This window comes from Kamptonema formosum PCC 6407 (genome assembly GCF_000332155.1).
Lineage (GTDB): Bacteria > Cyanobacteriota > Cyanobacteriia > Cyanobacteriales > Microcoleaceae > Kamptonema > Kamptonema formosum.
Genome location: NZ_KB235898.1, coordinates 791499 through 805958, shown reverse-complemented (window position 1 = coordinate 805958; position 14460 = coordinate 791499). Strand labels below are relative to the sequence as shown.

Genomic DNA, 14460 nt, shown 5'->3' with positions numbered 1-14460 from the left:
CGCCAGAAAATTTTTGTATCTGGGGGTGGACAAATTATGCGATCGCACTGGTGGCCAGCCCACGAGTGATAACTAAGCAGTAATACTCACAGATATAGTTTTGAGAGCATTTCATGGGCGCGATCGTCCAACAGAAGGCTATTTTTTCGCGTAGGCGTAGCCAGCCGAAGGCATCGCACAAATCGAACTCACGTTTAATAAGATTTTTCCCCGTTTTACCCACCTAAAACTTTCACTCGAAGGGTGAAGCCCAAAAAACAGTAATCAAGCATCAAGATAGCTTATTAATAAATTACAAATCTCTTCCGTTAATGGTATTTTTGTTTCTATTTCTAGCCAAAGGTATTGACCAAAAGGATTATTTTCTAAAAACACATATTCATTGTTGGGAGTCACAATAAAATCCATCGCTCCATATAATAGTTTTTGCTCCTCCAAAAATTCGATGCAGAATCTTTCTATTTTTGCCGGTAGTTCAAAGATAGAATGTGGATTAATTTGAGTATGGAGTCGCCAATCAATTTTGGTCTCTTCATGGGCTTGTGAATCAATTTTAACGGCAAATACTTTTTTACCAATAATTGTAATCCTTAATTCAAAAGCTTTTTCGATATATTCTTGCAATTGAGTAGGTGATAAAGAAATATTTTTATAGAATTTATAAAAATCATTTTTGCCAATCTTTCTGGAGGGGATTCCCTGATTGAGCCCATCAATGGTCACATTTCCAGTATAAATGGTTTTAACTAAAATCTCTTTTCCGCACTCTAGAAAAAACTCTTTCGCTGTTTCTGGTTGAGTGGTTATAAGTGTTTTGGGAATTTTTACCCCGTATTTATTGACCAGTAAAAGTTGTTGAAATTTTACTTTCGCTTTATTGGCGATAAATGGTTAGTTGGGAAAAACCTGGAGAAATAGAGACTTTAGAAAACGAAAACAAACACACAAGAGTATTACAACTTCAAGGATATTCCTACAATTGACCCCTCGCCATCGCCTCCATCAGCACCAATTTTTTGTGGATGGGATCGGCCGCCACACATTGGGAGAGTCGTTGGGCTTCTACTTGCGCGTCGGCAACGATCGCGGATTCATCTACAGTGAGGACTCGGTAGTCTTCCACTAACAGTTTTCCCGCAACCATAACACTTTTAACTTCATGTCCTGAAGCAGCGTACACGAAGTTGGACACGAGATTGCGAATTGGATCTAGCAAGGTAGGCGAGAGGTTAAGGGCACTGAGGTCTAGTAAGATCAGGTCAGCTTCTTTGCCAACTTCAAGTGAGCCAATCTTGCGATCCAAGCCAATCGCCCGCGCCCCTTCGATGGTCGCCATGCGTAAGACTTCCCAAGCTGGCATGATGGTTGGATCGTGATATTTTATTTTGTTGAATAAGGCGGTCAGTTTCATCTCATTGAAGAGATTATTGTAGCTGCTGCCGATCGCAACGGGGCCACCTGCCTGCCGAAAGACGTGCGCGGGCGGCACTAGACCGTCGATGATGCCAATCATGCCGGAACAGAGCACCATACCAGCACCACTTTTGGCCACTTGTATCGCTTCTTCATCTGTCGCATCTGTCAGGTGAACCGCCAGCAACTGTTCGTCCAAATAGCCAATCTCAGCCAGAAAAGCAATCGGACGCTTACCATATCGTTTAACGATTTGCTCTGTTTCCCGATCGCCCTGCGCCACATGAAAATGCAGCATTAAGCCTTCCCGTTGTGCAATCTCTTTGGCTTCGCGTAGCATCTCCAGCGGCACCATATCTGGCGAATACATCCCTAACATGGTGGTGATACGTCCTTCTGCCGCCCCATTCCATGCACGGGAAAAGTCCACAGCCTCTGCCATCGCCCGCCGTCCCGCCTTTATATCGAAGGGATAAAGATCCCCCTCCTGAAGCGGTGGCAATTCCAGTGGGAGTGCGTCGAACATAGGGGCCAGACTAGCCCGTACTCCAATTTCATCAAAAAATTCTCCCCAGAGGGGACTAAAAACTTTATTATCGCAGAATGTTGTTGTGCCTGCCTTCAACTCTTCCACCACTCTCAAGCGTGTTGCAGCCATGCTCGCTACGGGTGTCATATGGGCGAAATAAGGCATTGTCGCGTCCATCAGCCAATTGGTTACATCTTGCGCCACCCCACGCATCAGCACCAAACTTGTGTCTACGTGAGCATTAATCAGCCCAGGCAAGACGGCGCAATTCGCGGCCTCAATAACCTTTCTGCCCTCAAAATGACTCAGCAACGCCTCGGTAGAATCAACGGCTACAATACGGCTACCCTCAATGGCGATCGCCCCATCAGCAATATATCCCACCCCCGCGCCCTGCATGGTAAAGAGATGAGCGTGGATTGCTAATGTATCTACCTGTTTTTTTGTTGTCATAAGATTCATGTTCGCTTCAGAAGAACGTAAACTTGAGATGAAAGACTGAAACTAAGTAATGCCAAGTCCGGTTGTCAAAACTCTTTATAAAAACTGACCCAATTCCGTTCTATCACCATCATCTTAGCTGCTGATACCGCTGCTCGTAGTAGTCCATACCAGGGTCGGCGTACTGTCCGCCAGTCGTCCAGAGCCGTTAGAAAACGGGACTTAAACGAAAATAGACAAGCAATAAAGGTACAATCCAGGCATGGCAGCAGATATTTCACATTAAGGCTTGAGTGATGAAAGAGCCAACTTCCGCCGCCATGCCTCCTTGCTTCCATAGATGGTGTAAACGCTTTGATGTTCTCTGGACACATCAAGCCCAAAAAAGGGAGTTTAGGAACTATATTGGGGGGTAACAACTGTTTGCAAAAGTCTACCTAAATCTGCTCAAATCTACCTAAAAACTGCGCTATGACGACTAAATGAGGAGAAATCAAAAACGGTAATTGAGATTATGTACGCCATCAAACTCGAACTCAAACTCAATAATAAGGAACGTACCTTGATGGCGCGACATTCTGGTTACGCTAGATTTTGCTACAACTACGCATTGAGCCTTTATCAAGAAGTGAAAAACCTCCCAGGTGGTAGCACAAAAAAAGTAGCAGCAATCGAAAGAGTTTTCACCAACCATGTCAAAAAGATGCCGGAATATCAATGGACTAACACCCTGTCTTCTAGGGTTTACAAAATGACATTCCGGTATTTTAAGGAGGCTTTATCCCGTTTCTTCAAAGGATTAGGAGAGTTCCCTAAATTCAAAAGAAAAAAAGATGGTGATTCATTCACTGTGGATGCTGCTGATTGGAATCACTCACTTTTATTGACAGCTAATAAGTCAATTAAAATTCCGACTCTCGGAACATTTCGACTCAAAGAATTTATCCCATTTCCCTGCGTAGCGCAGACGTTTACCATCTCTCGCACGGCGGATAAATGGTATGTATCCTTTGCTATTAAAGCCGAAAAAATACCACCAATGTTTCATCCCGTTGCTGAACCAGTGGGAATTGACTTAGGGGTATCAACATTTGCGACTCTTTCTGATGGCAATTCTTACGAGTCTCCTCGTCCACTCACTCAAGCGAAAACCAAGCTGAGCAAAGAACAGTGGAGAAATCGAAAAAAAGAATTGGGCAACAGAAAGTTAGATGTAAAAGCATCAAAAAATGCTCACAAACACTATCGTAGAGTTGCTAAAATTCACGCGAAAGTCGCTAATCAACGCCGTGATTTCTTGCAGAAAACCACAACAGAAATTAGCCAAAAATATGCTCACATTCGCATCGAAGATTTGAATGTGAGCGGGATGATTGCTAATCATAAGTTAGCGGCAGCCATTTCCGATTGTGGATTTTATGAATTTCGTCGTCAGTTGACGTATAAATCTGAAATGTATGCCACGAAAGTTGAGTTGGTAGATAGATGGTTTCCTTCTTCTAAAACCTGCTCAAATTGTGGTCATGTTCAGTCAATGCCATTAAAGGAACGAGTATTTAATTGCGGCGGCTGCAATTTATTAATTAATCGCGATCTAAACGCAGCAATTAACTTGTCTCGTTGTTCGGAAAAAGTAAGGCTAGCTCAGTCTGAAGTTACGCCTGTGGACAAGAAGGAGCCGACTCCCTTGGTAGAAGCAGGAAGTGAATGTCAAATCTGCCGTAGGTAGATTTGAGTAGGTTTCATGGAGCGGATTATTAGGAGAAAGTGAACGAAAAAGCCTGTCTCAAATTGCGAATAATGCTGTCGGACTAATCTATGAACCTGACATTTCCAAGCCAGTACGACTTTATACCCCGCTACTTCCGACTAGCTTTTACCAACGTCCTATCGAATATTATGGTACCGCTGGCTAATTTAGTCAGTATCATGTTCTTGGGTCATCTCTCGGAAATCCACCACCTAGCTGGAGTAGCCCTAGCTGGAAACCTCCTTAACTTTCTCTACTTTGTTTTATCGTTTTTACGAATGGGCACCACTGGGATAACAGCACAAGCCGTCGGACGAGATGACCGAGAGGGTGTGCTGTTGGTGGGACTGCGTAATGGTTTAATCGCTTTGGTGCTGGGGGTTGCGATCGTACTGTTGCAATACCCGTTGGGGGTGGTGGGGTTTTCTATACTAGATGTCGCCCCAGAGGTTAAGTCTTCAGCTCAAGCGTATTTTAACACCCAGAGTTGGGGAGCGCCTGCCATTTTGCTCAACTTTGTCCTGCTGGGCTGGTTTCTGGGACGGGAAAAAAATGGCTTAGTAGTGTTGTTGTCGGTTGTGGGCAATGCTGCTAATATCGCACTCGACTACTTGTTTATTATCCACTTAGACTGGTCGAGCATGGGGGCAGGAGTGGCTTCTGCTACAAGTCAATATCTCACCCTATTGGTGGGATTGTTTTTTGTGTGCAAAGAAATCCCGTGGCCAGAGGTACGAGAAGTAGCTGGAAAAATTTGGGACATAAAAGCTATACGCTCCAACTTAACTCTCAATGGAAACATCTTTGTCAGCAATTTAGTTTTTATGTTTACCGCCTTAACGTTTAACTACGAGGGGGCGCAAATGGGGACAATTATCTACGCTCAAAATGCCTTACTCTTACAAATATGGAGTTTGAGCCTCTACATTGTTGAAGGATTGGGATTCGGTACAGAAACTCTGGCAGGAAACTTTAAAGGGAAAGGAGCCACAGAACAGTTAGCACCCCTGGCAAAAGTTTCTGTGGGAATGGCTCTGCTGGTTAGCGTAGTTTTCGGCGGAGCGTGTTGGCTATTTCCCGATACTGTTTTTGGGTTGTTAACCAACCACACGGAAATCATTGAGAATATTGATATTTTTATTCCCTGGTTGGTACTTCTCCTAGTATGCAATTCATTATATTGCATACTCAGTGGGTACTTCTTGGGTTTGGCTCAAGGGCATATTCTCCGCAATGTTAGCTTAGTCGCGCTTGGTGTAGGATTTTTGCCTGCGGATGTAGCCGCAGTTAAATTTGAGAGTAACCATATCTTGTGGTTGGCTTTCTTTTTGTTCAACGCCATTGGAATGCTGATGTTTGGAGTCCAGATGGCCAGGACATATATCAGTGATGTTGAGGAGAATAGTGTATCTATTCCCGCTTTAGAAGCTACTCACACCTTGGCTTTAACTATAGAAGAAACCAGTCAAAAGATGGTAGCTGAAAAAATGGAGGTAGGTCAGGATTAAAGGTCATCGATCAACTAATGGTTAAATGTACTAAGAACAACAAACCACCAACAATTAACCCCAAAAATGTAGCGCGAGATATGCAAAAAAGAATTGTTAATGCCTGGAATGAATGGGATGAACTAGAAGAGATAGTGGTCGGGATTGCAGATGATGCCTATTTTGAACCGACTGAGCCAGGCAACCACCCCACTTTACGCGACAAAAACATTGCGGAAATATTACCTTTCCCCAGGGGGCTGAAAAAGCAAGAAGTCACAGAGAAAGCTAATGAGGAGTTGAATGGGCTGGTAGCACTTCTAGAATCACACTGCGTAACTGTGCGCCGCCCAGAGAAACATAACTTTGGCGTGTCTGTGAAAACGCCGCTCTTTGAGGTAGAGAATCAATATTGTGCGGTCTGCCCGCGTGATGTTTTGATCACCTTTGGTAACGAAATTCTCGAAGCAACTATGTCTCGGCGATCGCGTTTCTTCGAGTATCTGCCTTATCGCAAGCTAGTCTACGAATACTGGCACAACGATCCTTATATGATCTGGAATACTGCGCCCAAACCGAGTATGCAGGATGCCATGTATCGCGAAGAGTTCTGGGAGTGGCCGCTAGAAGAGCGCTTTAAGCGGATGCACGATTTTGAATTTTGCATAACCCAGGATGAGGTGATTTTTGATGCGGCAGACTGTAGCCGTTTTGGCTGTGATATCTTTGTGCAGGAGTCCATGACGACCAATCGTCTAGGAATTCGCTGGCTCAAACGGCATTTGGAGCCACGCGGCTTCCGCGTGCATGATGTTCACTTCCCACTAGATCTTTTTCCCTCCCACATTGACTGTACCTTTGTCCCGTTGGCACCTGGCGTTGTGCTAACGAATCCAGAGCGCCCCATCAAAGAGGGCGAAGAGAAACTCTTCATGGACAACGATTGGCAATTCATCGAAGCAGCACAACCCACTTCAAGCAACGAGGAGATGCCCATGTTCTGCCAGTCAAGCAAATGGTTGGCGATGAATGTGTTGAGCATCTCGCCCAAGAAGGTTATCTGCGAAGCGCAAGAGCATCGGCTTCATGATTTGCTCGACAAGCACGGCTTTGAGGTCTACCCGATTCCCTTCCGCAATGTCTATGAGTTTGGCGGCTCTCTGCACTGTGCAACGTGGGATATCCGTCGCAGGGGAACCTGTGAAAATTACTTCCCTAAACTAAACTACACGCCGCTAGCTGCAACAACCAATGGCGTGTCCTGCTTCATTATGTATAGCAACCGCCAGGGCGATTAGGGCAAGTACAACTGTTACCTTTAGTCCAGAATCCTTTACAGAGTAACCTCTTGCCTCTTCCCTCTTCCCTAGCCCCTAGCCCCTAGCCCCTAGCCCCTAGCTATAGAAGGCCCTCCACCCATGACAGAGAAAGAACGTCAACAGGTTTTATTTGATGGGAACGCAACGCAAACTGAGTTTCCCGATCTCTGCGTTCACCAATTGTTTGAGCAACAAGTTGCAGAGCAACCGGACGCGATCGCACTCATTTTCAACGATCGATCCCTTACCTATGGGGAACTAAATACACGCGCTAACTACGTAGCCCAGCGTCTCTTGTCCCTAGCCTGCCAGCCTGATGACCTCATCGCCATCTGCATCGAGCGATCGGCTGAACTGTTCATTGGTTTGTTGGGTATCCTGAAGGCTGGATGTGCATACGTGCCGTTAGATGCAGATTATCCAGCCGATCGCATCGACTATATGTTGCGTAACTCTAGCGCAGGTGTGTTGCTGACATCAAACAACGTTGCCCAGAAACTTGCATCAACCGTACCTGCGCTGCAAGGGTGCCAGCTTGTTTGTTTGGATGGAGAGTTCGAGGTTTTTCAAGAAAAGACGGTCTGTGACACGCTACAAACAGAAGTTTCTCCCAACAATTTGGCCTACTGCATCTACACCTCTGGTTCCACTGGCAATCCCAAAGGGGTTTTGATGGAACATCGATCGCTGGTCAATATGCTCTGGTGGCATCAGCAGACGCGGCGATCGGTTCGGGGTGTCAGGACGTTGCAATTTTGTGCAGTGAGCTTTGACTTCTCTTTCCATGAGATATTCTCCACGCTCTGTCTTGGCGGGACGCTGGTCTTAGTTCCAGACGCAGTACGCCAAAATCCCTTTGCGCTGGCCGAGTTCATCAGCCAACAGGCGATCGAGAAATTGTTCCTGCCCGTCACGGCGCTGCTACAGTTAGCCGAGGCTGCCGATGGGAGCAGACACATCCCAACTGCGCTTTGCGAAGTCATCACCACAGGCGAACAGATGCGTGTTACACCCGCCGTCGCCAACCTCTTTCGACATACTGGGGCTATCTTGCATAACCACTACGGCGCAACGGAATTTCAAGATGCCACCACCCATAACTTAGATGGCGATCCAGAGAGTTGGCCGACGCTGGTGCCAGTGGGGTGTCCGCTGCACAATGTTCAAGTGTATATTCTGGATGAGGCCCAGCAACCTGTGCCTGTTGGTGAAGAGGGTGAGTTCTGTATTGGTGGTGTTGGCGTGGCGCGTGGCTATCACAATCTGCCCGATCTGACGAATGAGAAATTCATCCCCAATCCATTTCTGGAATTCACTAAGACTAGCGGGCAGGGGGGCAAACTCTACCGCACGGGCGACCTAGCACGCTACCTGCCCGACGGCACGATCGAGCATTTGGGACGCATAGATCATCAAGTCAAGATTCGCGGCTTCCGTGTAGAGCTAGGTGAAATTGAGACTGTGTTGGCACGTCATCAGGCTGTGCGCGAATGTGTCGTTGTGGCACGCGAGGTTACAGGTGATACGCAGTTGGTGGGGTATATCATCCAAAACGATACAGATGGAGTCAGTTTCGAGCAACTAGAACCCATCTGGCGGCGACATCTAGAAGAGGTGCTGCCAGAACACATGGTGCCCTCCCGATTTATCCAGCTCGACGTTATGCCGTTGACCCCCAGTGGAAAGCGCGATCGCCATGCCTTGCCTGTTCCCAAGCGTGCGCGTCCGGCTTTGTCCACGCCATTGGTCAAGCCTCATACGCAGACAGAGCAACGTCTGGCAGAAATTTGGAGTAGACATCTTGCACTGGATAGCGTTGGCATTCATGACAATTTCTTTGAGTTGGGGGGCACATCTCTGCTCTTGACCCAGGCGCACAAAGCATTGCACAGCGTCTTTGACATTCAACTGTCGGCTGTTGCGCTCTTTCAATATCCGACGATTCAGACATTGGCCAGTCATATCGACTCCCAGCGTCACGGAAGCCAAAACGGAGAAAGTCAAAAAGGCGCACACGAGAATCTAAGCCAGCGTTTTTCGTCTCGCCAATCTGAATCCGCCCAATCTAATATTGCCATCATCGCAATGGCTGGACGCTTTCCTGGGGCTGAAACCATCGAGCAATTTTGGCAAAATCTCTGCAATGGCGTTGAATCGATCGCCTTCTTCAGTGATGATGAGTTGGAGCAAAGTTCGCCAGATTTGAGCAACAATCCCAATTACGTCAAAGCAGGGGCGGTATTGAATGAAATCGATCGCTTTGACGCTGACTTTTTTGGCTACAGCCCCAAAGAAGCTGCCGCGTGCGATCCACAGCAGCGTATATTGCTCGAATGTGCATGGGAAGCCTTTGAACGCGCTGGCTACAACCCCGAAACGTATCCAGGGTCAGTTGGTGTTTATGCCGGTTCGAGCCTGAGTACCTATCTGCTCAACAATATCTGCTCCGATTTAGGCATCATTACCGATCGGCCTTTTATCGAAACGGATATGGCGCAGTTTCAAGCCAAAATTGGCAACGATCGCAGCTATCTCGCCACACGCATTTCCTACAAGCTCAACCTCAAAGGGCCGAGTGTCAATGTGCAGTCTGCCTGCTCAACCTCATTAGTAGCAGTCCACATGGCCTGCCAGAGTCTCATTAGTGGAGAGAGTGACATGGCTTTGGCGGGTGGCATCTCTGTGGTTGTCCCCCACAAAGGGGGCTATCTCTATGAAGAGGGCATGATTCGATCGCGGGATGGTCACTGTCGCGCCTTTGATGCAGAAGCGCAGGGGACTCTCTTTGGCAATGGAGGTGGCTTGGTCTTGCTCAAACGCTTGCAGGATGCGCTGGACGATCGCGATCGCATTGTGGCTGTTATCAAAGGTTCGGCCATCAACAACGACGGGGCCCTCAAGATGGGCTACACAGCTCCAAGCGTAGATAGACAGGCCGATGTTATTAGTGAAGCACTCGCCAGGGCCGACGTGGATGCCAGCACTATCGGTTATGTGGAAACGCACGGCACAGGCACCAAACTGGGCGACCCGATTGAAGTTGCAGGGTTAACACAGGCATTTCAGCGCAGTACGGACAGCGTACTTGATGCACGGCAATGTGCCATAGGTTCAGTTAAAACTAACATCGGTCACTTGGATGAAGCGGCAGGCATTGCTGGTTTGATCAAGGCGGCGTTGGCTGTGCAACATGGGCAGATTCCACCGAGCTTGCACTATGTCAAACCCAACCCCCAGATTGATTTTGACGCAACCCCGTTCTTTGTCAACACGGAATTACGCGAATGGTCAAGGAATGGTCATCCGCGACGGGCGGGAGTGAGTTCTTTTGGTGTCGGTGGAACCAACAGCCATGTTGTGCTGGAAGAACCTCCTGTGCGAGAAACCACAGCGACTTCCTCTTTGCCAGAACGGAGTCATCACCTATTAACGCTCTCTGCCCCTACACAAAAGGCTTTACACGATCTGGTGCAACGCTACATCCACCATATCGAGGCACACCCCGATCTTGACTTAGGCGACCTCTGTTTCACAGCCAACACAGGACGCAAGCATTTTGAGCATCGTTTGGCAGTGGTGGCCGAATCAATTTCAGGCTTGCAAACACAACTCAAAACTGCACAGACTGCGATTTCAGCACAACAAGAAAATGCCACACCGACGATCGCTTTCCTGTTTACAGGACAAGGTTCGCAGTACGTCAATATGGGACGCACACTCTACGATACTGAACCAACATTCCGAGCAGCCCTCGATCGCTGTGATGCCATCCTGCAACAAGATTTAGGGATCGAGTCCATTCTCTATGTCATTTTTGGCTCATCTGAGCATAGCCTCTCGTTAGATAACACGGCCTATCTCCAGCCCGCCCTCTTTGCCGTCGAATATGCGCTCTATCAGTTATGGCGCTCGTGGGGCATCCAGCCGACCGTAGTGATGGGTCATAGCTTGGGTGAATACGTGGCCGCTTGTGTGGCGGGGGTCTTTAGCCTGGAAGATGGGCTTAAACTGGTTGCAGAGCGGGGACGGCTGATGCAGGCGCTTCCTCGTGATGGGAGCATGATTTCTGTGACGGCAAGTGAGGCGGAGGTTACAGATTTCATTCGGCCTTATAGGGGACAGGTGGCGATCGCAGCGATTAATGGCCCCCAAAGTGTTGTAATTTCTGGGCAACAGGAAGCGATTGCTGCTATTTGTGCCACGTTGGAAACTGAGAAAATCAGAAGCGAGAGGCTAAACGTCTCCCATGCCTTCCACTCGCCGCTAATGGAACCGATATTGGACTCTTTCTCGCAGGTTGCACAAGAGGTGACATACTCGGAACCGAAAATCAAGCTCATCTCCAATTTGACGGGACAATTGGCAAGCCATGAAGCTTGTACCCAGGAACCCCAAATCGCCACCGCAGAGTATTGGGTGCGCCATGTGCGGCAGCCTGTCCGATTTGCGGCAGGAATGGAGAGCCTGGAGCGTCAAGGGGCAAACATATTTATAGAAATCGGCCCCAAACCCGTTCTTTTGGGCATGGGACGCAACTGCTTGCCTGAAGGTGAGGGGGTTTGGTTGCCTAGTTTGCGCCCGAAACAGGATGATTGGCAACAGCTATTAAGTAGTTTGTGCAAGCTTTACTTAGCAGGTGTGACCGTCGATTGGGCAGGTTTCGATCGGGGGTATGCTCGTCGCCGCGTGCCACTACCGACTTATCCTTGGCAGCGAGAGCGGTATTGGGTAGAGCCAATTAGTAGTCATCAGCGATCGCTACCACCAGCCACAAATACTACCAAGTCAACTCGCTACGCCAGCGTGGCACAGCATCCTCTGCTTGGTCAACGGCTCCAGTTGTCGCGTACTCAAGAGATTTACTTTCAAAGCTTCATCCACTCCGACTCCCCAATTTGGGTAGCCGATCATAAAGTATTTGGAAATGTCATCATTCCGGGCGTTGCCTATTTCGAGATGGCACTGGCAGCAGGGAAAGCACTTAAACCAGAAAGTACATTCTGGCTCGAAGATGTGTCGATCGCACAAGCACTCATTATTCCCGATGAAGGGAAAACTGTGCAAATAGTTTTAAGCCCACAAGAAAAGTCCGCTTATTTTTTTGAAATCCTCTCCTTAGAACAAGAAAACTCTTGGGTGCTTCATGCCTCTGGTAAGCTATTCGTCCCAGAGCAATTGCTAGAAACCGAGCCCATCGACTTGATGGCGTTACAGGCACATTGTTCTGAAGAAGTAGCGGTAGACGTGCTTTATCAGGAAGAAATGGCGCGTCAGATGGATATGGGGCCAATGATGCGGGGGGTGAAGCAGCTTTGGCGTTATCCAGTCTCATTTGCCAAAAGCCATGATGCGATCGCACTCGCCAAGGTTAGCTTGCCAGAAATCTTGCTTCACGAGTTTAATGCCTACCAATTCCATCCCGTACTCTTGGATGCGGGGCTTCAAATGATAACGGTCTCTTATCCTGAAGCCAGCCAAGGTCAGACTTATGTACCCGTTGGCATTGAGAGTCTGCAAGTCTACGATCGTCCTAGTTCAGAACTGTGGTGTCGCGCCCAATATCGGCCTCCTTTGAGTACAGATCGAAAGCAGGATATTGATTCGCCACCAAAGAAACTGATTGCAGACCTTCATCTATTTGATACCGAGGGACGTGCGATCGCCATTATGTCCGGCGTGCAATCTGTCCTCGTGCGCCGTGAAGAAATGTTGCGATGGCGAAACGCCGCGCCGAAGGCATCGCAAGACTCTTGGCGAAATTGGCTTTATCAGGTCGTGTGGAAACCTCAAGCGCGTTTTGGACTCTTACCGAATTACCTGCCAACGCCAGATAATATTCGCAAACGCCTCGAAACAAAGTTAGCTTCGGCGATCGTCGAAGCAGATTTGGCAACTTATGGTATCGCCTATACCCAACTCGAAAGGTTAAGTCTGGCTTACGTTGTGGACGCTTTCCAACAAATGGGGTGGCTGTTTGAACTCGGCGAACGTTTTTCCACTGCCCAGAAGGGCTCGGAGTTGGGGGTTGTCGATCGACATCGGCAACTGTTCGCTCGTTTGCTCGATATCCTAGCCGAAGCAGGAATACTCCGAGGCGAAAAGTCGATGACGACATGGGAAGTTATTTCACACCCTGAAACGATTGACCTACAGGTGTTTCTCGATCGACTCGAAGCAAAAGAAGCACAAGCTGAGATCGCACTGGTCTCGCGTTGCGGTGCAAAATTGGCAGAAGTACTACAAGGAAGATACGACCCCATACAGTTGCTCTTCCCTGCGGGCGACACAACAACATTAAGCAAGCTCTATGGCGAAGCCAAAGTTTTAGGTGTCACGAATACTCTCGTACAAGAAGCGGTTCTTTCAGCCCTCGATCAGTTACCGCAGGAACGTGGTTGGCGAATTTTAGAGATTGGTGCTGGCACAGGCGGAACCACAGCCTACTTGTTACCGCATCTGCCTGTCGATCGCACAGAATATGTCTTTACCGACATCAGTTCCTTTTTTATCGGCAAAGCGAGAGAGCGCTTTAAAGATTACCCGTTTGTGCGCTATCAGGTATTAAACATCGAACAAGCGCCACAGGCGCAAGGATTTGAATCCCTAAAGTACGATTTAATCGTGGCGGCGGATGTATTACATACTACTAGCGACTTGCGTCAAACGCTGGCAAATGTCCAGCAATTGTTGGCACCAGGCGGGATGTTGATCCTGATGGAAGACAGCGAACCCGCACGTTGGGCCGATATAACTTTTGGCTTAACAGAAGGCTGGTGGAAGTTTACAGACCGTGACTTACGCCCCAACCATCCGCTATTGTCTCCCGATCGCTGGCAAATGTTGTTGCAAGAAATGGGATTCAGCCAAACAACTGCTTTATGGCCAGAAATAGATGGCCCCCATAAATTGCCACGCGAGGCGGCGATCGTGGCGCGTAAGGAACCAGCAGTCAGAACACCGCGAAGATGGCTGCTCTTGGCTGATGAGGAGATTGGTGGGCTACTAGCAAAACGGTTGCGTGGAGAAGGAGAGGATTGTACGCTCCTTTTACCAGGGGAAAAGTACGCAGAGATAGACTCGCAAACGTTCACGATCGCTCCTACAAGCCTTGAAGATTGGAAACAATTGTGGAAGCGGGTAACAAACATCCAAGAAATCGTGCATTGTTGGAGCATGGTTTCGACTGACTTGGAGGCGACCACTCTTTTAAGTTGTGGCAGTACGCTGCACTTAATTCAAGCGCTGGCAAGCTATCCAGAAACCCCTCCTCGCTTGTCACTGGTTACGTTGGGCGCACAAGCCGTCAACGAACATCACGTTCAAAATGTGGTTGAATCGGCTCTGTGGGGGATGGGAAAAGTAATTGCGATCGAACACCCAGAGCTAGGGGTGGTGCAAGTGGATTTAGACCCCAATACGACAGTTGAGGCGCAAGTGGAAGCGCTTAAGGGCGAACTTTTCGCGATCGCAGAGCCTGCATCAGCAACAGTGGAAGTAGAGCAGGGGGGCAAGGGGGCAGGG

General features: G+C 48.3%; 8 protein-coding genes. 5 read left to right on the top strand and 3 right to left on the bottom strand.

What is annotated here, in order from left to right; translation table 11 throughout:
* Nucleotides 1-34: 34 nt before the first annotated feature.
* The 3 genes from OSCIL6407_RS33900 to OSCIL6407_RS0103485 all read right to left on the bottom strand — a co-directional run bounded on the left by OSCIL6407_RS33900 (nucleotide 35) and on the right by OSCIL6407_RS0103485 (nucleotide 2155).
* On the bottom strand, nucleotides 35-223 hold the full coding sequence (locus OSCIL6407_RS33900) for a hypothetical protein (RefSeq protein WP_148288824.1): 189 nt from the start codon (nucleotides 221-223) through the stop codon (nucleotides 35-37).
* Between the two features lie 41 nt (nucleotides 224-264).
* A complete protein-coding gene (locus tag OSCIL6407_RS0103490; protein WP_007357804.1) occupies nucleotides 265-723 on the bottom strand; it encodes a hypothetical protein in 459 nt (152 codons plus the stop codon).
* A gap of 250 nt (nucleotides 724-973) precedes the next feature.
* The gene (locus OSCIL6407_RS0103485) at nucleotides 974-2155 is read right to left on the bottom strand and encodes an amidohydrolase family protein (protein WP_234708817.1); all 1182 of its coding nucleotides are present in this window, start codon (nucleotides 2153-2155) and stop codon (nucleotides 974-976) included.
* Between OSCIL6407_RS0103485 and OSCIL6407_RS36870 the strand changes: the two genes are divergently transcribed.
* The 5 genes from OSCIL6407_RS36870 to OSCIL6407_RS30235 all read left to right on the top strand — a co-directional run.
* The gene (locus tag OSCIL6407_RS36870) at nucleotides 2090-2368 is read left to right on the top strand and encodes a hypothetical protein (RefSeq protein WP_234708818.1); all 279 of its coding nucleotides are present in this window, start codon (nucleotides 2090-2092) and stop codon (nucleotides 2366-2368) included. The two genes, OSCIL6407_RS0103485 and OSCIL6407_RS36870, sit on opposite strands and share 66 nt — an antisense overlap.
* Before the next feature lie 529 nt (nucleotides 2369-2897).
* A complete protein-coding gene (locus tag OSCIL6407_RS0103480) occupies nucleotides 2898-4112 on the top strand; it encodes an RNA-guided endonuclease InsQ/TnpB family protein (RefSeq protein ID WP_007357802.1) in 1215 nt (404 codons plus the stop codon).
* A gap of 89 nt (nucleotides 4113-4201) precedes the next feature.
* Complete coding sequence (gene gntT, locus OSCIL6407_RS0103475) at nucleotides 4202-5641, top strand: guanitoxin biosynthesis MATE family efflux transporter GntT (protein WP_007357801.1); 1440 nt, start codon at nucleotides 4202-4204, stop codon at nucleotides 5639-5641.
* An 80-nt stretch (nucleotides 5642-5721) separates the two neighbouring features.
* Entirely contained in the window at nucleotides 5722-6918 is a 1197-nt protein-coding gene (locus OSCIL6407_RS0103470) for an arginine deiminase family protein (protein WP_007357800.1), read from the top strand.
* 120 nt (nucleotides 6919-7038) lie between these two features.
* The coding region (locus OSCIL6407_RS30235) for a type I polyketide synthase (RefSeq protein ID WP_026103644.1) at nucleotides 7039-14460 on the top strand (7422 nt) is incomplete at its 3' end.

Bases quoted from the DNA above. Each gene is read 5' to 3' on its own strand.
- OSCIL6407_RS0103470 (WP_007357800.1), top strand. From the start codon at position 5,722: ATGCAAAAAAGAATTGTTAATGCCTGGAATGAATGGGATGAACTAGAA.
- OSCIL6407_RS0103480 (WP_007357802.1), top strand. From the start codon at position 2,898: ATGTACGCCATCAAACTCGAACTCAAACTCAATAATAAGGAACGTACC.
- OSCIL6407_RS0103485 (WP_234708817.1), bottom strand. From the start codon at position 2,155: ATGCGTGGGGTGGCGCAAGATGTAACCAATTGGCTGATGGACGCGACA.
- OSCIL6407_RS36870 (WP_234708818.1), top strand. From the start codon at position 2,090: ATGGGCGAAATAAGGCATTGTCGCGTCCATCAGCCAATTGGTTACATC.
- gntT (WP_007357801.1), top strand. From the start codon at position 4,202: ATGAACCTGACATTTCCAAGCCAGTACGACTTTATACCCCGCTACTTC.